The following is a 23,301-nucleotide window of genomic DNA, read 5'->3' on the forward strand; positions in this document are numbered from 1 at the left end:
TGATGAAGATGACTGGAAAAATGAAAGTACTCGCCGGCGCGGTTGTGATCTCCTGCCTCGCCGCGACGGCCAGCGTATACGCGGCCGTTACGCCAAATAAATACCCGCTCGCCCCTATTCACGAGCCTGAATTCTACGGCAATCCGTCTTCCGCGATCTCGAGCGCGGTAGCGATGCCGGCAGGCACAGCAACCTTCGAAACAAGCGGAACGGTACCTTCCGTCGTGAACAAGGAAGGCAAAACAATCTACGAGCGTTACGGGGATACCGAAAAGCAAGGCCTCAGCGTTCTGAAAAATATCGAAACCCTGCTGAAAGAGCAAGGCCTCTCTATGAAGGATGTCACGTATCTGCGCGTATACATAGCGCCGGATGCCGCAAAAGGAGGAAAATTCGATTTCGACGGATGGAATAAAGCCTACGCCAAATACTTCAATACGAAAGAAAATCCAGTCAAAACAGCTCGTTCCACAGTTGGCGTCGCAAGCCTTGTCAATTCGGATTGGCTGATCGAAATTGAGGCTGTTGCCGCTTATCCAAGCAATCATAACCAAGACTAATTCTTATTAGAGTGAACAATAACAATGAATGAAACGGAGATGATCGTATGCTGCAAAACGTTGGTTTCCCGGGCCTTATGATGATTCTTGTTGTCGTGTTGATTATTTTCGGCCCTTCCAAGCTGCCTGAGTTAGGCCGCGCCGTAGGCCGTACGCTGCATGAGTTCAAGTCGTCGGCAAAGGAGCTTGTCTCCGATACGAAGGAAGAAGTCGTATCCGAAAGCAAGTCCTAGCCCTTAAAGAGGCCGTACCCTTCCTGCTGGGTACGGCCTCTTTGCTTAATCTTTACCCTCGTGCCAAGCTCCAGCAGGCTTTTTCCCTGCTATACGAACATGTGAAGCGGACTGCAAGCCAAAAAAAGAACCGTTCCTCCCGGCTAACCGGAAGAAACGGTATCAACTCGCGTTATATGGTGCGGTGATTAACCGCGGTAAGCAACAAGCTCTTCGTTCATGCCGCGCGTTTGCGCGTAAACTTGCTGGTAAATACGGAACAAACCTTTGTACGTCTCTACCGCTTCAGGCTGAGGTTCGTACGAAGCCGCATGCTTCACGAATTGCTCCGCGCAAGCCTCAAGGCTATTGAACCAGCCGCAGCCGTAAGCTGCGAGCATTGCCGCGCCAAGGCCAGGGCCTTGCTCATTCTCAAGCGCAACTACCGTAGCGTTAAAGATGTCCGCCTGCATTTGCAGCCATACCGGATTTTGCGCGCCGCCGCCGATGGAAACAACCTTGTCGACCGTTTTGCCAACGCTGCGGAACATATCAACGGACTCGTTAAGCGAGAACGTGATCCCTTCCATCACCGCACGGGCAAAATGAATGCGCTCATGCGAGCCGTCTACGCCAATAAAGCTTGCGCGGATAGCCGGATCGGCATGTGGCGTACGTTCGCCAACGAGGTAAGGCGTAAAGATCAATCCGCCTGCACCCGGTTTAACTTCCCCTACGCCTTGCAGCATTTCGTCAAAGGATTCGTTAGGAGCAAAGGTTTTCTTGAACCAGCTCAGGCTGTAACCTGCAGCAAGCGTTACGCCCATCGCATAGAAGGAGTTCTCTTTGCCGTGGTTGAAGAAATGGACCTTGCCTTGGAAGTCTTTGTTCTTGTCATTCTCGTAAGCGAGAATAACGCCAGAAGTACCGATGCTCGACAGCGTGAGACCTTCGGACAGGATGCCCGCGCCAATAGCGCCGCAAGCATTGTCGGCACCGCCGGCAAATACCTTTGTTGATGGCTGAAGGCCGGTACGCTCCGCAATCTCAGGAAGCAGCGTGCCTACGAGACCATGCGATTCTACCAGCGGTGGGCAGAAGCTAGCCGGAAGGCCAAATGCAGCAAGCACGTCGCCGCTCCATTCTTTTGCCGCAACATCAAGAAGCAAAGTACCCGCAGCATCGGAATAATCCATGTGCAGCTCGCCTGTCAGGGCATAACGAACATAGTCTTTCGGCAGCACAAACAGCTTCGCTTGCTCGAAGGCTTGCGGCTCATATTGACGGACCCACAGAATCTTCGGCAGCGTGAAGCCTTCAAGCGCCGGGTTGCGGGTAATGCCAAGCAGCTTGTCGCCAAGCGTACGCTCGATCTCGCGGCATTGCTCCGTCGTACGCGTATCGTTCCACAGGATTGCGTTGCGTACAGGCTTGTTGTCTGCGTTCAGCAGCACAAGGCCATGCATTTGACCGGAGAAGCTGATGCCTTCGATCTGGTCAGCAGCGATGCCATTGGATGAAGCAACTTCATTCAAAGCTTCGATTGTGGCTTGAACCCAGTCCTCCGGCTTTTGCTCGCTCCAGCCGGAATGCTCGTGGAACAGCGGATAGCTGCGGGATGCTTCCGCAGCTACCGTTCCGTTCTTGTCAACGAGCAATGCCTTTACGGCACTTGTGCCTAAATCTATACCAACTACATAACTCATTGACATAATCCTCCCGTTGCCTAAGTTATTTCTCAGCTAATTAAACGCTGAAAATAACTTCGCTGAGCATCAGTCTCATGCGCTCTTGCTTGCCGGATTTGTTAACGATCGGGTTGTTTTGCAAAGCGTAAGCTTCAAGGGAAGCCAGGGATGCTTTACCGGCAACAACGTCAGCGCCGATGCCGGATTTGAAGCTGCTGTAACGGTCTTCAACGATTTGGTCGAAGATTCTTTCTTCGATCAGCTTCGCAGCTGCTTTCAGACCCCATGCGAAGGAATCCATACCAGCGATATGAGCCAGGAAGAGATCCTGATCCTCGAACGAGCCACGGCGCACTTTCGCGTCGAAGTTAACGCCGCCGCGAGTCAGACCGCCGGCTTTCAGAACTTCGAACATCGTCAGTGTAGTCGAGTACAGGTCTGTTGGGAATTCGTCTGTGTCCCAGCCGAGCAGCAGGTCGCCTTGGTTAGCGTCAAGGGAGCCCAACATGCCGTTAATTGCAGCAGTACGGATTTCATGCTCGAAAGTATGGCCAGCAAGAGTTGCATGGTTAGCTTCGAGGTTCAGCTTGAAGTAGTCTTTCAGGCCGTATTTTTGCAGGAATGCGATTGTTGTTGCAGAATCGAAATCGTATTGGTGTTTAGTAGGCTCTTTTGGCTTAGGCTCGATCAGGAATTGAGCGTCGAAGCCGATTTCTTTTGCATAAGCGATAGCCATGTGGTACAGACGAGCAAGGTTGTCAAGCTCGAAGCCCATGTCCGTGTTCAGAAGGTTCTCATAACCTTCGCGGCCGCCCCAGAATACATAGTTTTCAGCGCCCAGCTCTTTACCGACCTCAAGGCCTTTTTTCAGCTGCGCGCCAGCGTATGCGTATACGTCAGCGTTGCAAGTTGTGCCAGCGCCGTGTACATAACGCGGGTTCGAGAACATATTTACCGTATTCCACAGCAATTTCTTGCCGGATTGTTGTTGATGGTCTTTCAGCATTGCGACGATAACGTCGAGGTTTTTGTTCGTTTCTTGCAGCGTAGCACCTTCAGGAGCGATATCCACATCATGGAATGCGTAGAACGGCGCGCCGATTTTGTCCAGGAATTCGAAGTTAGCTTCTACGCGTGCTTTCGAACGGTCAAGACCGTCAAATTTGTCCCAGCCGCGGATCATCGTTGCGTTGCCGAACGGATCCGTACCGTTAGCGTTAAAAGTGTGCCAATAAGCAACCGCGAAGCGAAGATGCTCTTCCATTGTTTTGCCCAGTACCACTTGTTTTGGATCGTAGTGTTTGAATGCAAGCGGATTGTCGGAGCCTTTGCCTTCGAATTGGATCTTGCCGATGTTAGCGAAATACGTCATGAGATGAATATCCTCCTTTAAAATGTACGAGTATAAGTTCAATCTTCTCGTTAGCTAAATGTGTTTTGAAAACGCTCACCAATAATATAGCACGGGTAACTTAGTTTGTCTATTAAACAAACTAAGATTTATCGAAATATTTTTTCACCATTTTTCAGGAGTAATATTCCCCTTAGCTCGCTTCATTACACTGAAGTAAGGGGGAATAAAAAATGCCCATGCTAATCGGGCAGCTTACCGATATAAATCAAATCAATTGTAGGAACTCGATATAGAGCACATAATTCCATGGCAATGCTGCATGGAATCAAGCGGCTGTCCTTCTCGTATTCCATTAACAATTCATACGGCACACCGATAAGTGCAGCAACTTCATTAACCTCCAATTGTTTCGCCAGGCGAATTTCTTTAAATGTAAAAACCACTCGAATCACACTACCCTCCTGATAATAGCTGATCCTCATATTTGAAGATGCCGATTCCAAAAACAAGCGACTCGCTTCACTCTATATAGATTGACTATATAATAGGAACGTGTGTTCCTATTATATACCAAACATATGTTCCTATTGCAAGTTGAAAATAATTTGCAAATAGGGGCGAAAGAGTTATCTGGACGGCCCGTTAATTTTCAGATTCCAATCGATCAATCCGTTGATTAGCCTGCTTGGACGATTCCTCAATTCGGGTAACTCGTTCAGCCAATATGTCGAACCGATGCCCCTGTATTCGCTGTTCCGATCGCACATCAGCGACACTGCGCTTTATATACTCAACGTCCATACGCAAGGCAGCATCCCTGCCAGCTTCAGCAGCCGTTTCATTTCGTATGGACCGGGATCTCCCCAACCAGCCTAAAATAATTCCGCTCGAACCTGTGCAAACTCCGATTACAACCGATAATGAATTCCAGTCCATGTCATCTCACTCGCTTCCCTCAAATTTAATTGATGAACATTCATCAATCATTTCGCCTTGCTGAGTCCGCATATTTGATTAGATCCTTTTATATCCCGCAATATTTGCTATACTATTAATAATTAGATTTGAGATGATTCGGACTACTTTAAGTAGTTCTGTCTACCTAAAGTAGACTGATATTCAAAAAAAAATTTCATTATTGCTTTTCTGAAAACATCCCCCCTATTTGCCTAATGTTGTTCCTATAATATTCTTCTTAAAGTAGATTGTCAACGTCAAATATATGATTTTGTCTATCTTTAAGTTGATTTTAATCGACCTTTTTTGTACAATAAACTTATAATAAATATGGAGTGATTATGTTGAGTATCAGCGCAAATTTAAAAAAGCTACGTGAAAAATACGACCTAACGCAGCAGGATCTCGCTGATATTGCAGGTGTTACTAATAAAGCCGTTTCTGCTTGGGAAACAGGCCTTAAAGAGCCTCGCATGGGTGCAATCGAGAAGATAGCCAACAGATTTGGTTTGAAAAAGAGTAACCTGATAGAAGAAAACGGGATGGATTTGACGTTTGATCAAAATAAAGAAAGCGATGGCGAGGATTGGACCGAAGAAGAATTAAATGAAATCAATGCATTTAAACGCTTTATACTTTCGAAGCGCCAACATAAATAAGAGGTAAATTTGATATCAGATTTACCTCAAAAAATGGATCGTCTTGTTTCTCCCCTGCATAGCCCTCCCCCTTCGTCCGGCTTCTTAATCTTTGGACCAAACCTAACTTCTTTTGTATACATTCTTAGTTTGTCTATTAAACAAACTAAGTTTTTATGTTAAACTATTTTACAACAGCCAAACACGGTGAAATTCTGGTACAATAGGCTGAATGGAGGACATGGACGGAGGCAATTGCAGTTGAAAGTAACTACGACAGGCGATTTGACCCTAATCAAAAAAATAAATACATCCATCGTGCTGGAAGCCGTGCTGAAACATGCCCCCCTCTCGCGGGCGCAAATTTCGGAGCTTACAGGGCTGAACAAAGCAACTGTCTCCAATCTGGTTCAGGATTTGATCGACAGTGATCTGATATTAGAGATTGGTCCCGGGGAATCAAGCGGCGGACGCAAACCGGTTATGCTTCTGTTTAACGGTAAAGCCGGTTATGCCGTAGGCATCGACCTTGGCGTCAACTACATTCGCGGGGTGCTTTCCGACCTTGAGGGCAATGTCGTTGCCGAGCTTCAGAAAAGCCTAAAGAAGCATCAGCTCGAATTTACCCTTAAGGAACTGGTTCAATGCATAGAAAAATTGATAGCCAAAGCACCTGCTAGCCCCTATGGAATTGTGGGAATCGGTATTGGCGTGCCAGGCATTGTGGATGATCAGGGCTCCATCCTGTTCGCCCCAAACCTGGAATGGCGGCATGTCGAGCTGCAGCAAATGCTGGAGGAAGAGTTCCAACTGCCCGTTACGATAGATAATGAAGCAAACGCAGGCGCGCAAGGCGAACAGAAATACGGCATCGGCCGCGGTATCGCCCATCAGATCTATGTCAGCGTCGGGATTGGCATTGGTACGGGAATTATTCTTAATAAAGAATTATATAAAGGGGCAACCGGATTCTCCGGTGAGCTTGGGCATCTGTCCATTGAATATAGCGGCAAGCCTTGCCGATGCGGAAATGAAGGCTGCTGGGAGCTTTATGCTTCCGAGAATGCCCTTCTCGAGCAAGCTGCCCCGCTTGGCTACGACAATTTAGAGGATCTTCTCGAAGCAGCGGAAGCTGGCAACGAGGAAGTCCGCGCGTTGTTCTATAAGATTGGCGAATATATGGGCGCTGGCATTTCAAACATCGTTAATGTGTTCAATCCCGACGTTGTTATCATCGGCAATCGCATGAGCCGTGCAAAAACGTGGCTTGAGGAAGCGGTACAAACATCCGTTACCCGCCGTACTTTGCCTTATCACCGCGAGCGGCTTCGTATTCTGTTCGCGGAGCTGCAGGATCAGTCTGCCGTACGAGGCGCTGCGTATTATGCGATCAGCAAGTTTTTCACGAAAATCAAGAGCGGATAAACGTACGAAGGAAGGCTGCCCTCAGATGGGGCAGCCTTTTTAATTATTTCACCCTATGAACGCCTACGATGTCGTAGACATTCCCTTCAATTTGTACGGTAACCGTGTCCCGCTTCACTATGCCGTTATTGTAATAGGCCGTGAACTCAAAGATTAGCGGGCCTTTCTTCAAATCGTTGAATGCATTTTCCCATAGTTCTCCTTGCCAATTGGAACGGGTGCTGCTCGAAGCCGTTAACGACGCGGAATAGCTCTTCATCGCAACTTCAACCCGATCTGCTTTTGTTGCCGTCCCGGTGTTTGTTGTTGAAGCTGACAGCAGGAACATCTCGCCTGCCCAGAACACGTTATCCCCCCGCGGCGAATCCTCTCTGCCGCTCTGCTTCTTATTGAACTCCTTGCGTTTGTCATCCCACTGGTCGGTATGCTTCACGTAGCCCGTTAATCCAAGCGCTAGCACTTTTATTTTTTTCTCCGTCTGCACGGTTTCCATACCATCGCTTACAGTAAGAAGCATCGTCCAGTCTCCTGTTTCCGTCATGCGTTGGCTTGGTCCCAAAGACGGATAAGGTGCTTTGAAGTTATAGCTGAAGGTTCTGGTTACGCCAGTTGGACTGGTCAGCCTATACGTGATAGCCAGATCATTGCTGTCCGGGTCGGATGCGGCAGTAGTAAACACTACCGTATCTCCTTCGTATACCGGCTTTGGAGACCAGTCGAATTCTGCGGATGGCGGCCGGTTTGTCGTGAAATAAATATATTCGTATTGTCCCATGTTCCCCGCAATGTCCCAGTCTACTACCATCAGCCGGTACTTCGCTCCGGCCAGCAGTCCTCCTACCGTATAACCGGTCGTTGCAGTGGAAAGAGGAATGCTGTATTCCGTCGTTCCGTTATTGTTCAAATCAATGTTAGTCGTTGAACCGTCATCATTCACCTTTTGCATATAAAAGGCTCTCGATGCATGACCGGATGAAGGCGCCGCATCGCTAAACGGATTAAACGTGACTTTTACCGATGTAGGCTTGATCTCAAGCTGCTCATTCGTATCATTCGGCGGAACGGTATCGACAAAGAAATAGCCATTCTCCGAATATCCGCCCCAAGCAAAGCTGTCGCTTGCTTTTGCCCTCCAATTATGAAGTCCTTCCTGCAATGCGGGAGGTGTGTAGGAAGTTGCACTGATTGCGTTGTTTGTGTCTACCGCAAGCTCTGAACTTGCATTGTAAAAGACCTCGTAATCAACCTTGGACACCGGCTGACCGTCCACATCGGTAACGGATACTTTTAACAGTGGACGATTATTATTGGTATAGACAGGTTCAGAAGCCTTGGCCCCGTTAAAAGACAGCAAATGCGTCACCGGCGGCGTGTTCAGAATGAAATATACGATATTGCTGTCATCCGACCAGTATCCTTTGGAATAAACGCGGCCCTGTACTTTTACTTTTCGTCCCTGCTTGATCCCTTCATCAAGGATGAACGAAGTGTCGTTGCCGGGGTATGTCCCTTCCATAATGGTTGCTCCATTGTCCGCGTAAGAGACCTTTAGGTAGAATTGCTCTTGCGGATCGCGATCGGCATCACTGTACGTCCACCGCAAAATCGGCTCGCCTCCAAGCAACGTCGGGCCAGCCAAAGTTCCGCCTGGATAAGTAATGATCATCTGCGGCCTATGCTGATTAGCGGCAGGGAGCGCATCCTTGTATACACGAGTCTCCGCCCAATAGGACCATACGCCAAAGCCGTCCTGCACTTGCTCTTGAATAATGAGCTCTACACCCGGCCTGGTATACAGCTCCCTTTTCCCTGCAGTCCATGCCATTTCATCGGCCCATCGGGTCCGAAACTTCCGGTCCGCCAGGTAATCCGGGATATCCGGGTCATACGAAGTATCAAACGTGGAGTAGTCGAGCGTCTCCCCTTCCGGGTAAACAATCCCCGTGAACCGGACATCCGGGCGCGCAATCGGACGGCGATGTACATACAGCTCTTTGGTTACCGGTTCCGACCATGCCTCATATTCATCCATGCCGGGACTATCCTTTGCCTTAAACGTGATGCGGTAGAGGCCAGGCTTGTCCAGCGTTGGAAGCTTGACCTCGAAGTTTTTACCCTCAAATACGCTTAAACCAAGCGGGTTGGCAAAATAATTCGGATCATGCTGATAGTTCCACTCTTCGGCCGACTCCGGATCTTTTTCGATATCATCAAAAATGGTTTCGTATTTGATCTCTTCGCCTACCAGAACCGACTGTTTGGTTTCTTCTACATAGTAATCCCCATAGTTCTTGACCTTCACATCGCTAAACTTAGCTTGCTGCTGCCCAAGAGACATGATGCCTACCGAACCTTGCTTATACGTAATGTCTGAAATTTCAATTAATTTAACGTGGTTGATATAGACGCGCAAAGTGCCGTTACTGGCTTCAAGCTCAAACGGATACGTTACAAACGGCGATCTTGGATAGTCTACCGATTGCAAAGCCGTTTTTGTGCCTGCCGCGACTTTAAATAAAGTAAGCTTGTCCTTGGTCCACTCGGTTGCGTACATATTCTTTCCGTCCTGAATATGAATGGCTGCACCGATAGGTTTGTCATTTGTCGCGTCATTGACAGCTACATTGAAGGAAAGACGTTCGTTCTTCAGTCTTGTCGCCGGATCATACCAAAGACCTGCCCAAGAGGAATCCACCGCTTCGATGGTAGTATCATCGATTGCTTTGGGATAGTCACTCTTACCGCTTGCAGATACAAACGGGAATACGTATTGTACGCCGGAACTCGTGCCCGTTGCCGAAAACCCGTAAAACGATCCATCCGGTAATATCGATGTATTTAACGTTGGATCTTTTAAAACACTAGACGTCCACGAATAACTTGTATCCGTAATTTCGCTTCTATATACTTTACTACCCCTGGCGTTATTATTGGGGTCAATAGCACTTCTACCATTCGCAATAATAGAAGCATATGGCTTATATATGGTAGGATAGTTTGCGATAACCCCGTTATCAGGATATGCGATGTTACCGCTTGGCATTAAAAAAGCCTTCGTATTGCTAATCAGGTTGCTGCTCGAAGTCTTCCTAATCATATTTAAGTACTGATCAAAAATATAATCCACGGTCTGATATCGCTGAGTTGCGTAAACATTGCCATTAGGATAAATAATAGGAGTTCCTACACCCCAAGTGTTTTCCCAACTCATTGCACCGCACCATGTTTTACAGGTCTCCCAATACTCCATAGTCCAGCTCGTGGGTCTAGGAGTGCCTGGATAATAGATCATGGAAAGAGCACCCGTTTTTTTATTCCAGTAATAACCGTATATAGTCGTATTCATATTGCTATCTCCGCCGGAATATTGAATATAACCCGATACTGTAAAATAAAGAATTTTGTACTTATCTCCGCCTATAATACCGAAATCCGTTTCATTCGATGCGACCATATACGAGATATCCGAGTTACTGGCTCTTTGTGCACCATACCCCATGGCTCCCGTGTTTCCATTGACGGCCATCTCATAAATTTCATAACCGTCATAAGATGTTTGAGTAGACCAAGTTAAATAAAAATCTCCATCGGAGTCTATAACGCCTTTGTAATTTTGCAAGAAGGTTGGACTGTACTGCAAGCCTGCCGTACTAACATCCCATTGAACGGACTTATCTACCATTGAATACTTGATGGCGTGAATGGTGTAATAGTAATTATTATCAGGATTTCTAAACCGCCATGAACTATAAAGGTATTTCCCGTCATCGGAAACTTCAAAGGTCAACATATTATAGCTGCCAACTTGAGTGGGTATATCATAATTGCCAACCACTTCGCCCTGATTATTGATCTTTCTAACGGAATATTTACCAGACGAAGGATCTATGATTGCTCCAAAGTAAAAATTCTCACTCTTGTCTGCTCCTATATAGGTATACCCATTAACCGCACTCATAGAAAATCTTCTTAGTTCCGAGCCGTTTTTAGCATTCCTCTCAACCATATTGTCATTCTCGCGAGAATATAAGCGATGACCGGCATAAATATACGGGACAGCTACTGCGCCTTTCGGCAGACCCCATACTGGCAAATTCGTCAAATCGCTCGCCAATTCGTATTTCGAGCGGCCATTTGCACCTAACCCCATATTCGGGTACTTAATAAAGAAATCGACCAGCTTGGCATTTTTGGTCTGCAATGCGCCGTTATTCGTTTTCCATCCAATAGGATTATTGGTGCTTGTCGTATACGGCTGGAGCAGCTTCCACGAACGCATGATGGATTCGCCAGAATAAGAGAGATCTTCAGGTGCGCTGTCATCACCTTGATCAGGCTGCTGCGTCAGGCCTGACACCTCAAAATTCACAAACGGAGCATAGTTCAGAACATTCGTTGCCGCAATCTCGGACATAGCTGACAACCCGAAATCCTCCGTCACGCTTGCCCGATATTGCCTCTTCCCTACGGTCGTATAAGTGACGGGATACGTATCCTTGAACGGTCCTGTATAAATCGTGGTCCACGGCTCTTCTTCGTAGTTGCCGTCATTATCATGATCGTAACGCTCTTCGATTGTCATGGATTCAAGCTTATCGCCATCTACGCTTTCAGCATCAATATAGATCATCGATTCGTTAAAACGATAGGTCTGTTCCGGAGTCATGATGCTTACCATTGGCGGCTGATCGGGAACAACCTCGAATGGATGCGTTCCCCAATCACTCTCGCGTCCCTGGGAATCAATAACTTTGCCTTCTACGGAATAATTGCCAAGAGTTGCAGGTCCCTTGGATGGCCAGCCATCCGTATAGCCTGGATCCCCGACTTTTTTGTAACGCGTTTGATTTTTCTTAAAATCAATGGTTACCCCACGCTCTGCAAGCGGGGTATATGAATTATACAGATGGAAGCTGCTTGAGAAGTCCCTTCCCTGAATAACCTTCGTTGGCCCTGTTACAACCGCAACCGGCTTTGGATCCAGAACCTGCAGCGAAGCTGTATCCCACTTCGTTTCTGTGCCATTGGTAACCATGATTTTCGCTTGATAAAAGCCAGGTTTATTGAATTTCACATTGGGATAACGATATTGGCTGGCATCCGTTATAACCTCTTGTAGATTGCTCGAGAATGTCCAACTCATCGATGTGTAGCCGTCGGAGTTATTATCTAGAGTTGATTGGTCGCCTGTAAGGATGGTATTTGGTACAAACTCAACATCTGCCGAGACTGGAGGAGCTGGCGGCGGTGTTGGCGTACCTCCCGGACTCGGCGTTACGGCACCAGGCTTAGTCACGGTTGTCGTACACTCTATTGGCTGCTCCGCCGTTGTGCCGTCTGTGAAATTTACCCGGGCACGCATAACCCATGTCTCCGTATAGCTATCTACTCCATCTAGCCTGGCCTTGGATATGGTGAAGCTGAACTTCTGCTCGACCTTATCTAGGCCATACCCTACCGTTGAAGTTGTGTACTGGCTGCCGTCACTGGCTCGGCCATAAACCGTCCAGTTTTTGATGGTCTTGGTGCCTTTACCAGAAATACTGGCTGTTAAAGTAGCTGTGACCGGGATGTCTTTGTCGGCAAAGGTGATCGTGTCGGGTTCGGCCGAACAGTCGCAGGAAACTGTTGGCGTATTGGTTGGTGGGATTGGCTCATAGGTGACTCGGACTTCGCCTTCGTAGTAGTAGGTTTCTGCGGACCAGTCTAAATCAGTTCTCATTGGATATTTTCTTGCAATCGCATTCCCTGTACATCCTGAGCAAGTAGTATCTTCAAGATAAGAGCCTTTCACAGGTGGAATAGCAACAGTTAGCATACCTTTGCCTGTGGTCCCTTTGCCCTTATCCAGAACTTTGTGCTGAGCTCTACCTGAAGGTGTTGCTTTTGTTACATCAATTGAGGATTGGATTAAGCTAGTTTTATAAATATTAGACCCATCAACAGGTGAAATGAAATAAACAGGTGCATCTACCCCATCACTTATAGCCTTAATCCAACCTTCGGGTGTTCTAAGCTTATTGCTAATAGTTTGACCATTGTCATCTTTTGACTGCAAGAGGCCTGGACATATCGAGAGGCTTCCGCTCCAACAAGCATCTTCTGACTTGGGTGTTACATTATAAGGACCTACATCATTACCTTCAACAATCCATTGCTTGCCATTTGATCTTCGATTTATAACAACATACATATCTGATTGTTGACCAGTTGCAATGGCTTTAATTTTCGTCCCGCTAACTTTACTTAATTTAAGTTTACTAGAAGTTATTGAACCAGAAGATTGCTGCCTTAATGTTGTTTTTCCGTTGCTATCTGCAACCATCATCCATAATTCGTAAGATTTAGGTCGATAACCTGACGGTATCATCAGATCTATTGAGATATTAGATAGTGAAACATTGGGATTATATTCTTCGCTAGATTTAAAAGTAATAGATTGTGATTTCTTAATGCCTGGAGCTGCGCTTACAACACTTTGAAAATTAAATAGACTGAGTAATATCGAAAGAATAAGAATATGTGGCAAATTCTTTTTTAATGCGCCCACTGATCCTTCACACCTGTCAAGTAGATTTGTTCCCCACTCCCTAATGCGACATTAAATTTGTTTAAATGAATCGGGAAGCCCCCATACTTTTCAATTTGACTTTGAATGTACTCTTTGGGTATTAGATCAAAAATAAAGTTATTCCCTGAATGATTGATTTTGTTGAATGCAAACTCCTTATTATTATAGAACAGGCCTTCTCTTTCAATTAACTTCCCATCCTCATACATATATTGTGGAGCAAGATCAACTGTACCTGTATTCCCTTCCGTATATGTATAAAAGCTTGCACTCATAGAAATCCCTGATCCGTCCGATACTAGGCTCTTCCCAATTATCTTATAAGCAAATAAATAATTATCAGTCGGTTTATCTGATTTGTCTTTTGGATAATAAGTCGCACCCTTCAAATACTCCGCATAATACCCTTTCGTATCCGCAGGATCCAAAATAATCAACTTATCTATCGTCACGTTATACTTCTTGCTAATATCCACGGAATAAGGCAGCTTCACCAAATCATCCTGATCAAACATCGTAATCATATTATGCCGATGCCAAGAAATCTCGGCTGCGCTGGATGCTCCTTGGTCAACCGTCAGTTTGCCGCCGTTAGCCAGCTTTAACAGCCTTGTCACCAGCACCGCTGCCTCCGCGCGGGTTGTTGTGCCTTCGGTGTTAATCGTCTCCGCCTTTGTTCCGGAACGGGACAAAATTCCTTTGTTCACCGCGCGGAACATCAATTCCGCTGCGCTTAACTTTTTCCCGCGATATTCCGTATACTCTCCCCGCACGGCCAACTTCGCCATTTCATTGCGAGTAGCCGGATTATTAAAATTGCCCGGGTAATCGCCATCCAAGTAAATGCCCGCCTTGGTCAGAGCTGTCTGATAAGCTGCATACCAATTGGAGCCGCCAGTGCCCACATCGATTTTAAAAGTCATAGCCATCACTTTGAGCAGTTCTGCCCGGGTAATGGTGTTATTCGGCTTAAACGATCCGTCCGGGTACCCATTAAGCACTCCGGCTTGCACCGCCGTTTCAATAGACGATTCCGCCCAATGCCCGTCGATATCCTTGAACGAAGGCTTGGCAGCAGCTTCCGCGCTCTTCCCGTTGCTCGTCACGCCTACTCCGACCAAACTCCCTGCAGCAACAACTCCTGCTAGTACAATAGAAATCCATGTCTTTCTCACTATCTATCATCTCCCCTATGATTTTTAATCGCGATTACGCCTCTGTTTCTTGCCTGCTTCCCCCATATTCGGAATTTTGGATAGAAAAAAAGCACACAAAAAACCCGTAAGGCTTTTGGCGTGCTTCGCTCAAAAATTATTTATATAATATCGTAATCTATCATTTTTTGTCAAATGTTTCCGTTAATTACCGTTCCAGCCTAACCCACTCAACCGCAAGCGGTCCACCTTCGGCTTTAATAGTTACGCGACAGCTGCCGGAAGCCAGCTTGACGCGTTCAATTGTAGCAGTCTCCTGCCAATCCGTACCGGTAAAAGCACAGATGCCTGCGAGATGGTTGTTCACTCGAATAACAGCCACCGCCTCGCCTTCAATGGCCTTCGCGCGTACCGTTACGACATGCTCTAACTCCGTTCCCTCCGGCAAATACAGCTCGTACACCAGCCAATCGCCTGGCGCCAACCGGACATGCAGCCAATCCTGCGGCTCCCATGACTGACCTCCGCCATGCTGGAAATGCGCGGTCTCCCGCTCGCTGTCCGTAAAGCGGATATCTGTACCGTCCTCGTCACGGAAGCCGAGCTGCCGTACGGTTCGCTCGCCTACTCCATAGCTGATGCCTTCCCCATAATATCCGTAGAATATGGCCGGGATTCGGATTGGCGTCCGGAACAGCAGAGAACGCACAACCTGCGGATGGTAGACGCAGCGGTCAAGCGCGAGATTATCCAGATACGCCCACAGAATCTGCTCCGCCTCTTCTGCGCTTGGCTTATCTCCGCCGTTCAAGTAAACAACAAGCTTGTCCCAGCCTTCAGGCATCATTACCGAGCATGGCGAATTGGTCGTGCCGAGCTTTTTCCAAGTCCAGAAGTTCCAGGAGATGTTATGATCCTCATATAGACGGAACGCGCCCGTGTACCATTCGATATTGTTCTCTCCGCCTTCACCCATATAGATCGGCAGGTTCAGCTCTTCGCGCTTGTCCAGAAACTTCTGGATGCTTGCCGTGTCCGGGCTGTTCCAATACTTATGGAATTGCAGCATCAGGTTATCGTCGATCACTTCGTCAAATACCGACCAGTCCGTCGCCCAATGCGCGCCTTCAATAATGATCATATGCCGCTCGTCAACCTCGCGGATCGCCTGCACCATTTCCTTATACAACGGCATAAGCCTGTCGTTGTATTGCGCATTCCAGTCCGGCAGTGGCTCGTTTAAGAGATCGTATCCCGCTACAATCCATTCATCCTTGTAACGTTCCGCCAGCATCCGCCACATATCGATGGCTAATTTCCGGTAATCGTCGTTTAAGAACAACTCGGGCTGATCGTTTTCGGAGTCGTCTATGTTGGCGCCGGTCTGGCCGCCCGGGGCACCATGCAGATCAAGAATAACGTACAGCTTATGCTCCCGGCACCAGCCAATCGCCCGGTCCAGCAATGTGAGACGCTTCTCATTATATTGCTCCGTGCCTTCCGCCATCAGGAATCGCCAGTTGATCGGAAAACGTACCGAGTTGAAACCCTCCTCCGCAATGCGCCGGATATCCGCTTCGGCAATGTACGTATTATAGTAGATCTCCCAAAAGGAAGCCGCCTTCTCCTCACCAATCAGCTCGCGTACCATTTTCTCTATCCGTCTTGGCCGGTCGCCCGCTTCCGGAAACTTCCACATATATCCTTCAGGAAGCAGCCAGCTCCCGAATCCGACACCGCGCAGCAAGATCTCTTCCCCTGCACCATTTATGATTGTCTGACCCGCGCGTTTTACAAATCCGTTTACGTCACCCAACCGACCAGCCATCTCAATTCCCCCAATAAGATTTGTTATGCCTCCCGAAGACAAGCGTAAGAACAAAAAACAGCGCCTGCACACGCCGGTTAAGAGCGGTTGCAAGCGCCGTTAAGGCAACTTTATCAAGGGGTAAGTGCCTGAAGCAATACCCGGATGTTTGCGTTAAAGCCAATTTATTGTCATCCTTTATTCTCTGCGGTCCTTCGGAAGCAAGATAGATAACAATCCGATCAAAGGCAGGAAGCTGCAGGCGACCATCGTATCCAAAATGCCATAATGGTCAGCTGCCGTACCAAGCACAATCGAGCCAAGCCCGCCCATGCCAAAGGCAAGACCCGTAATCAAGCCGGATGCCATGCCTACCTTGCCGGGCAAAAGTTCCTGCGCATAAACAACGCTGACCGAGAAGCCGGACTGCAGGATAAACCCGAGTACGAAAATAACCGGATATACCCAGCCAAGCGATACATGCGGCAGCAGCAGAGCGAATGGCGCGGAACCTGCAATCGAGAACAGCATCATGCGCTTCCGGCCAAACCGGTCCGACAGGATACCGCCGAAGAACGTTCCCAGCACGCCTGCCGCCATAAAGACAAAGAGCGGCACTTGGGCGGCTTTTATAGACAGTCCGTATTTGTCTTGCATGTAGAAGTTATAAAAGCTTCCGATTCCAGCCGCATACCAAGAACGGGCAAAGACAAGAATAAGCAGCAAAGTTAAGGCAAACGCGATAACTTTTTTGTTGTATGGAGATACCGCCGGCACGGCGCCGGCTGCTTTTTTCTTAACGGGTGCCCCCTTCTGGGCCAGCTGCGCTCCATACCACGGCACTACCCGGAGAAGCACGATAATCGCAGCCAGGGCAAGGAAAGTACCAAGCACGGCACCACGTTGACCAAGCGGGACGAAAATATAGATCGTCATCAACGGAGCAAGCGCCTGGCCGAAGTTGCCTCCGACCTGATAGATCGATTGAGCAAGGCCCCGGCGTTCTCCCGCCGCAAAGAATACAACGCGCGAGCCTTCCGGATGGAAGACCGCCGAACCAAAACCGACGAAAACAACCGCAAGCAGCAGCATCCAGAAGCTTGGCGCATATGCCAGTCCCACCATACCGACCAGACTGCAGGCCATCCCCACCGGAAGCATCCATGGCGCAGGCTTTTTGTCAGATATTAAACCTACCGCAGGCTGCAAAACCGACGACGTCATATTAAGGGTAAAAGCAATCCAGCCGATCTGGCCGAATTTTAAACCAAGCGACTCCTCGAAAATCGGGAATAAAGCCGATACGACCGATTGCATGGCATCATTGAGCAAATGGACGGAGCTGATAGCAAAAAGGATAGAGTATACCGTCCCCAGCTTGACTGCCGGAGATATTTTCGCCGAATTGCCAAAAGACATGCCGATTCCTTCTTTCTATGTTCGAAGCTTACCGGACAGCACCCAAACGAATGCATACCGGACTTGGCACTTCAAGTATCGTACCTTCCGAGCGGATATGACCGGTTTCTTCATCTACGGAGAATAGCACAATATTGCCCGTTTTCTGATTCGCAACGAGCAGCTGGCTGCCATCCGGCAGCACGAGGAAGTTGCGCGGAGCATCCCCTTCACAGGAAGCATTCTGCAGAAGCGTCAAGTTTCCGTCTGCTTGATCCACGACAAATACCGCAATGCTGTTATGACCGCGGTTCGAGCTGTACAGGTAACGTCCGCATGGCGACAGATGAATGTCTGCCGCATCGTTGTAGCCCGAGAAGCCTTCCGGCAGAGCGGATACGGTCTGAACTGGCGCCAATTCGCCGCTCGCCGACACATTCAATAAGGTAACCGAGGAATCCAATTCATTCATAACATAAGCGGTGGACAAGCTCTGATGAAAAACAAGATGACGCGGGCCGGCGCCCGAATGAAGCTTGCATGAGTTTTGCTTCACAAGCTTGTTGCCTTCTTCAATTCGGAAGGTATGGATCAGGTCCGTGCCAAGATCATTCAAATAGACATAATTGCCGTTTACGACAATGGCATGCGCATGAGGTGCTTCCTGACGCGCTGCGTTCGAGCCAAGCGGTGCCTCTTCCCGGACAATGGAGGATGCCGGCGCAAGCGTGCCGTCTTCGTTAATGGGGAGAAGCGCTGCGTTGCCTCCGGTATAGTTCGCAACCAATACAGCGTTATTCGCGGAATCAACCGTTATGTAACAAGGATCCGCACCATGTGTCAGCTGGCGGTTCAGCTCCGTTAGCGCTCCGCTTCCTTCTTCAATCGCAAAGGATACAACCGAGCCTCCCGCATCATCGCCGGTCTGCCCCGTTTCGCTTACCGCATACAGGTGACGGCCAGCCGGATCAACGGCCAGATAGGATGCATTTTCAACCTGAGTCACTTCTTGTTTGACCGAAATCTTGCCCGCGGCACCGTCATAGGCACATACGCGAATCGTCGGTTCAGCTGCGGCACCGTAAGAGCCAACGTATAAAATGCCCGTAAAAGCCTGGTTCTTGCTCATTTACCCAACAACCTTTCTTTAGGTAGAGTACAGTAAAGTGAACATAGCACATGCCAACCGTCTTCACAATGCTTTTAACCAAACAATCTGATGCCCATAAAAAAATGTCTTTTCAACCATGAATAGGCGTGATATAATGTAAGCGCTATCAAATCAGTAGTTCACATTTCTAAGGGGGAATCGGAATGATGAATACTACGCTGAGCGGCCGAAATGTCTACGAGGATTTCGAACTGGAATCGGATGTGCTTTACTTCAAGCTTGGTACTCTTGGTTTAGTCAGCTTCCACGGCAGAAACTACAACATAAAGAAGAGAATGACTGCCGAACAGATCCAGCAGCTCACCGCAAATAGCAGCTTCTATCCGGTGAATACGAATTGCTACATTAATATCGGCAAGATCAAATCCATTGCCGGCGGCGTCGTATACTTTGGCTCGGAATATCACGAGTCGAAGCAAGTACCGGTACCTAGGCGCAAACAATACGTGCTGCAGCAGCTTTTCACTCAACGCACAATTAACAACGAGCTGCGCATAACACCATAAGCTTTGCCTGTACGGACAACCGCCGCATTCCATCCTTGGAATGCGGCGGTTGTCTGTTCAAGTTCATCCTGTTATTCTAATGGAAGGTTGATTATAAGGAGGCATTATCAATGAGCACGCAAGGAAAAGCATTCGAGGAACAATATAAAGGCGAGCCAGCGGTATGGCTGCAATGGGGCTCTTATGAAGCTGCCGTGCTTCCTGGCGTTGGCGCGAATCTGGTCGCATTCCGCGACACAAGCAAAGGCTATCATATTCTCCGCGAGCCAGCCGAGCAAGAAATGGAAGCGTTTAAAGCAAATCCCGGCGTTCACGGGATTCCGGTGTTGTTCCCGCCGAACCGATATGAAGACGGTACCTTCAACTTCAACGGAAAAACGTATAAATTCCCGATCAACGAACCTAAGACAGGCAATCATCTTCACGGCTTTGCCCATACGGCGGTTTGGACGGTTGAAGACTACGGCGTAAACAAAACGGAAAGCTACGTATCCCTGAAGCTGTCGGTGGACGAGAAGCATCCGATCTTCGAATTCCTGCCGCATGTGTTTACCCTTCGTCTGCGCTATGCTTTGAACGATTCGGGACTTCTTCAGCATATTTCCGTACATAATGAGGGGCAAGACGCCATGCCTTGCATGGTTGCCTTCCATACTGCGGTTAACGCGCCATTCGCGCCAAACAGCACGCCGGAAGACTGCTCCTTCACGATGACGATCGGCAAGCGCTGGGAAATGAGCGAGCGTATGCTGCCTACAGGCCAGTTCCTTCCGCTCTCCGAAGGTGAGCAGGCTATTCAAGCAACCGGCGTCCCTACTTATTGGGAAGCGATGGACAACCACTATACGGCAGAACCGCGCAACGGCCGCAACCAAATGGTGCTGACGGATACGCGCGAGCAGGTTGCCCTCGTCTATGACGCGGGTACGGCTTTCAAGCAATGGATGGTATGGAACAACAATGCGACGAAAGGCTTCTTCTGCCCTGAGCCGCAGCTTAACCTCGTTAATGCGCCAAATGTTGACCTACCGGCCGATGAGATTGGGCTTGTCAGCCTGGAGCCAGGCGGCATTTGGGAGAACTCGAGCCGTTTCTACTTGCGTTCGGCAAAATAATCGTACAGCAGCCCCGGAGCTTCCGGGGCTGCTGCTTTTTAAGCCCGGCTCTAACGAAACCTCATATTCTTATTCCGTCCATTAAGGGCATTTCGAAATACTAACGAAACGTCGAAACGTTATTTAAAGAAAACTCCCGCCAAATCAGACTAAACTAGCCAAATAACGATACTACGTTTCGTTAGAGCCCAGCTGCAGCTTCAATAGCGAAAATAAGAATATGACGTTTCGTTAAAACCAAGACAGCTCGAAGAAAAGGGCTGTTCCAACCGGAACGGCCCTCACTCTGCTATTCCAATCTCTGACCCACGCCAAGCCGCTCCGCAGCCTTCGCATAATGCGCCGCAATGGCGACATCAAAGATCGCAAGTCCCATTGGCGTAAATAACGTTGGTCCTTGAGGACGAATGATTTGCTCCAGAGGAAGCGTCAGGGCATCGGCCAGCGTCAACGTATCTTCTGCCTGCAGGCCCGCATGCAAATGCAGACGCTCCGTATCCGTATCCGCCCGGCAAATTTCCTCCCAGCTGTCGACGATGATCGTTCCCACGTTAGCCAAAGCCTCCAACCGATAATCGCGCAGCGAGACATGCATCAGAAACACCCCGTCATTATTCAAGCGGTACCCATTTGTCGAGATTCAAAAACCGAATCTACGACCTGCGGATCGAAATGCAGCTGAACGAATACGAGCGCTGGCAAATGACCGGCATGCTTGCCCGGGTTGCCCAGCAAGGCATGGCCGTAACCAACGGGGCGCAAGGCGCCGATGTTTACCCCTTTAGAACCGTAATCGCATCGCATGGAGGAACCGAGCTGGTTCGCAAGGTAGTTTCTCAGCTGAATCGCTTGTGCATCGAATGCGCGCATCAACTTAAAGCTCAGTACCCCTTCTTGACCGAGCTAGGCTTCGACATTGCGATTGACCAGCAGCTGCATCCTTGGATACTTGAAGTTAATACAACCCCCGAGGCTATTCCCTTCAAGAAGCTGCCGACGCTAAAGATGTACAAACGCATTATCCGTTTGCGCAAGCTGAATGCCCGCAGAACTAAAGCGTAAACAAGCCGAAAAAACGGAAAATTGAACAAGCTTTTTGAATAACCTCTATAGTAGGTAATTGCTTACGAAGTAAGAATTAACGCGTAAAGCATGCGCCAATTCTTAGCCGATGCTTACGAAGTAAGAATTGACGCGTAAAGCGTGCGCCAATTCTTAGCCGATGCTTACGAAGTAAGAATTGACGCATAAAGCGTGCGCCAATTCTTAGCGGATGCTTACGAAGCAAGAATTGACGCATAAAGCGTGCGCCAATTCTTTTAGGAGGGGGCAAAAGGATGTCCATCGTTCAAATGGAGCAGATTACGAAGCATTACCGCATGGGCGGGCAGCGTTATACGGCCTTGCAGCATATTTCGCTGGAAGTGCAGGAGGGCGAGTTTGTTGCCATTCAAGGGCCGTCCGGCTCCGGTAAATCTACGCTCATGAATATCATGGGCTGCCTGGACACTGCCGACAGCGGCACGTATATGCTGGAAGGCAGACGGGTATCGGCAATGAACGATAATCAATTGGCGGATGTGCGGAACAGGCGAATCGGGTTTATTTTTCAGAGTTATAATCTGATACCGACTTTATCGGCCTACGATAATGTAGAGCTGCCTTTAATCTACCGGGGAGTTCCCGGGCATGAGAGAAAAAAAGCGGTGCTGGATACGCTCGAATCGGTTGGGCTGAGCGGACATCTGCATCACCGTCCGGCGGAATTGTCTGGGGGGCAGCAACAAAGGGTCGCAATTGCGAGAGCGCTTGCAACAAATCCTTCGATACTGCTCGCGGATGAACCTACGGGTGCGCTCGATTCACATACGGGAAAAGAAATCATGGCGCTCTTAGCCAAGCTGCATGCCGAAGGACATACCATTATCCTGATCACCCATGATCAGGCGGTGGCTTCGTATGCAGACCGAATCCTATATATTCGAGACGGAGCTATCGCTTAAGTCTTAAGCCTCATTGCTTTCCGGCTGTATGCGGAAGGTTATGGGGCTTATTGGCGTATGGAAGCGGCGAAATTGACTTCTTGCGCTGGACAAGTTACTTTTAGGAAATAAGAAAGGCAAGTCAACGCAAGAAAAGAAAGGGTTATGTAAAATGTCGCTTACGCATGCAGCTTTTGCCGGAGGATGCTTCTGGTGTATGGTTACGCCGTTTGAGGAGCTTCCAGGCATTCACGGAATCGTATCCGGTTATATGGGCGGCCATTTGGCCGATCCGACTTATGAAGAGGTTAAAAAAGGGACAACCGGTCATCTCGAGGTCGTCCAGATTACGTTCGATCCGGCGGTATTCCCTTATGAACGCCTTCTTGAGCTGTTCTGGCCCCAGATTGATCCAACCGATGATGAAGGGCAGTTCCAGGACCGCGGGAGCCAATACCGGACCGCCATCTTTTATTATAACGAGGAACAGAAGGAGCTCGCCCTTGCTTCCAAGCAGGCGTTGGCGTTGTCCGGACGCTTCGACAAGCCGATTGTAACGGAGATCCGGCAGGCGGAGACTTTCTACCCGGCGGAGGATTATCATCAGGATTACCATAAGAAGAATCCGAAGCACTACAAGGAAGACCGTGCCCAGTCTGGACGCGACGAGTTTATCGAGCGGAACTGGAAATGATTCTGTCTTCACAAAAACAAACCCGCTTTGCCTGCCGTTACTGTTGACACGGCAAGCCAAGCGGGCTTT

The 23,301-nt window shown here is 48.6% G+C and carries 18 protein-coding genes; 9 read left to right on the forward strand and 9 right to left on the reverse strand.

What is annotated here, in order from left to right:
• Window positions 1–2: 2 nt before the first annotated feature.
• Both WFK81_RS03730 and WFK81_RS03735 read left to right on the forward strand, forming a co-directional pair.
• Window positions 3–560 (forward strand): RidA family protein, encoded by a 558-nt coding sequence (locus WFK81_RS03730; RefSeq protein WP_336785089.1) that lies wholly within the window; start codon window positions 3–5, stop codon window positions 558–560.
• A 47-nt stretch (window positions 561–607) separates the two neighbouring features.
• Window positions 608–793, forward strand: coding sequence for a twin-arginine translocase TatA/TatE family subunit (locus WFK81_RS03735; RefSeq protein ID WP_015846706.1), 186 nt, complete (start codon window positions 608–610; stop codon window positions 791–793).
• A 188-nt stretch (window positions 794–981) separates the two neighbouring features.
• On the opposite strand, the gene xylB is transcribed toward WFK81_RS03735, so the two are convergent.
• From xylB to WFK81_RS03750, 3 genes are all read right to left on the reverse strand, one after another.
• Entirely contained in the window at window positions 982–2,478 is a 1,497-nt protein-coding gene (xylB, locus tag WFK81_RS03740) for a xylulokinase (RefSeq protein WP_336785090.1), read from the reverse strand.
• Between the two features lie 40 nt (window positions 2,479–2,518).
• Window positions 2,519–3,832, reverse strand: a complete 1,314-nt coding sequence (xylA, locus tag WFK81_RS03745; protein WP_336785091.1) for a xylose isomerase — start codon at window positions 3,830–3,832, stop codon at window positions 2,519–2,521.
• Window positions 3,833–4,053: 221 nt separating this feature from the next.
• Complete coding sequence (locus tag WFK81_RS03750) at window positions 4,054–4,266, reverse strand: helix-turn-helix domain-containing protein (protein ID WP_336785092.1); 213 nt, start codon at window positions 4,264–4,266, stop codon at window positions 4,054–4,056.
• 849 nt (window positions 4,267–5,115) lie between these two features.
• Between WFK81_RS03750 and WFK81_RS03755 the strand changes: the two genes are divergently transcribed.
• Together WFK81_RS03755 and WFK81_RS03760 are read left to right on the forward strand one after the other, a co-directional pair.
• Window positions 5,116–5,430: a helix-turn-helix transcriptional regulator gene (locus tag WFK81_RS03755; protein ID WP_336785093.1), complete on the forward strand. Its 315-nt coding sequence runs from the start codon at window positions 5,116–5,118 to the stop codon at window positions 5,428–5,430.
• Between the two features lie 240 nt (window positions 5,431–5,670).
• A complete protein-coding gene (locus WFK81_RS03760) occupies window positions 5,671–6,834 on the forward strand; it encodes an ROK family transcriptional regulator (RefSeq protein ID WP_336785094.1) in 1,164 nt (387 codons plus the stop codon).
• A 43-nt stretch (window positions 6,835–6,877) separates the two neighbouring features.
• Here the strand turns inward: WFK81_RS03760 and WFK81_RS03765 are convergent, their stop codons facing one another.
• The 5 genes from WFK81_RS03765 to WFK81_RS03785 all read right to left on the reverse strand — a co-directional run bounded on the left by WFK81_RS03765 (window position 6,878) and on the right by WFK81_RS03785 (window position 18,893).
• Window positions 6,878–12,556, reverse strand: a complete 5,679-nt coding sequence (locus tag WFK81_RS03765) for a hypothetical protein (protein ID WP_336785095.1) — start codon at window positions 12,554–12,556, stop codon at window positions 6,878–6,880.
• Window positions 12,557–13,371: 815 nt separating this feature from the next.
• On the reverse strand, window positions 13,372–14,580 hold the full coding sequence (locus WFK81_RS03770; RefSeq protein WP_336785096.1) for an S-layer homology domain-containing protein: 1,209 nt from the start codon (window positions 14,578–14,580) through the stop codon (window positions 13,372–13,374).
• A 187-nt stretch (window positions 14,581–14,767) separates the two neighbouring features.
• Window positions 14,768–16,387 (reverse strand): cellulase family glycosylhydrolase, encoded by a 1,620-nt coding sequence (locus WFK81_RS03775; RefSeq protein ID WP_336785097.1) that lies wholly within the window; start codon window positions 16,385–16,387, stop codon window positions 14,768–14,770.
• A 177-nt stretch (window positions 16,388–16,564) separates the two neighbouring features.
• Complete coding sequence (locus tag WFK81_RS03780) at window positions 16,565–17,785, reverse strand: MFS transporter (RefSeq protein ID WP_336785098.1); 1,221 nt, start codon at window positions 17,783–17,785, stop codon at window positions 16,565–16,567.
• 28 nt (window positions 17,786–17,813) lie between these two features.
• On the reverse strand, window positions 17,814–18,893 hold the full coding sequence (locus tag WFK81_RS03785; RefSeq protein WP_336785099.1) for a lactonase family protein: 1,080 nt from the start codon (window positions 18,891–18,893) through the stop codon (window positions 17,814–17,816).
• A gap of 185 nt (window positions 18,894–19,078) precedes the next feature.
• On the opposite strand from WFK81_RS03785, the gene WFK81_RS03790 reads away from it, so the two are divergent.
• Both WFK81_RS03790 and WFK81_RS03795 read left to right on the forward strand, forming a co-directional pair.
• Window positions 19,079–19,441, forward strand: a complete 363-nt coding sequence (locus tag WFK81_RS03790; protein WP_336785100.1) for a LytTR family transcriptional regulator DNA-binding domain-containing protein — start codon at window positions 19,079–19,081, stop codon at window positions 19,439–19,441.
• A gap of 110 nt (window positions 19,442–19,551) precedes the next feature.
• Complete coding sequence (locus tag WFK81_RS03795) at window positions 19,552–20,556, forward strand: aldose 1-epimerase (protein ID WP_336785101.1); 1,005 nt, start codon at window positions 19,552–19,554, stop codon at window positions 20,554–20,556.
• A 289-nt stretch (window positions 20,557–20,845) separates the two neighbouring features.
• On the opposite strand, the gene WFK81_RS03800 is transcribed toward WFK81_RS03795, so the two are convergent.
• Window positions 20,846–21,175 (reverse strand): hypothetical protein, encoded by a 330-nt coding sequence (locus tag WFK81_RS03800; protein WP_336785102.1) that lies wholly within the window; start codon window positions 21,173–21,175, stop codon window positions 20,846–20,848.
• Between the two features lie 11 nt (window positions 21,176–21,186).
• On the opposite strand from WFK81_RS03800, the gene WFK81_RS03805 reads away from it, so the two are divergent.
• From WFK81_RS03805 to msrA, 3 genes are all read left to right on the forward strand, one after another.
• Entirely contained in the window at window positions 21,187–21,618 is a 432-nt protein-coding gene (locus tag WFK81_RS03805) for a YheC/YheD family protein (protein WP_336785103.1), read from the forward strand.
• Window positions 21,619–21,893: 275 nt separating this feature from the next.
• Entirely contained in the window at window positions 21,894–22,559 is a 666-nt protein-coding gene (locus tag WFK81_RS03810) for an ABC transporter ATP-binding protein (RefSeq protein WP_336785104.1), read from the forward strand.
• 151 nt (window positions 22,560–22,710) lie between these two features.
• Window positions 22,711–23,232, forward strand: coding sequence for a peptide-methionine (S)-S-oxide reductase MsrA (gene msrA / locus WFK81_RS03815; RefSeq protein ID WP_336785105.1), 522 nt, complete (start codon window positions 22,711–22,713; stop codon window positions 23,230–23,232).
• Window positions 23,233–23,301: the final 69 nt, after the last annotated feature.

The organism is Paenibacillus sp. MMO-177, from assembly GCF_037147795.1.
Lineage (GTDB): Bacteria > Bacillota > Bacilli > Paenibacillales > Paenibacillaceae > Pristimantibacillus.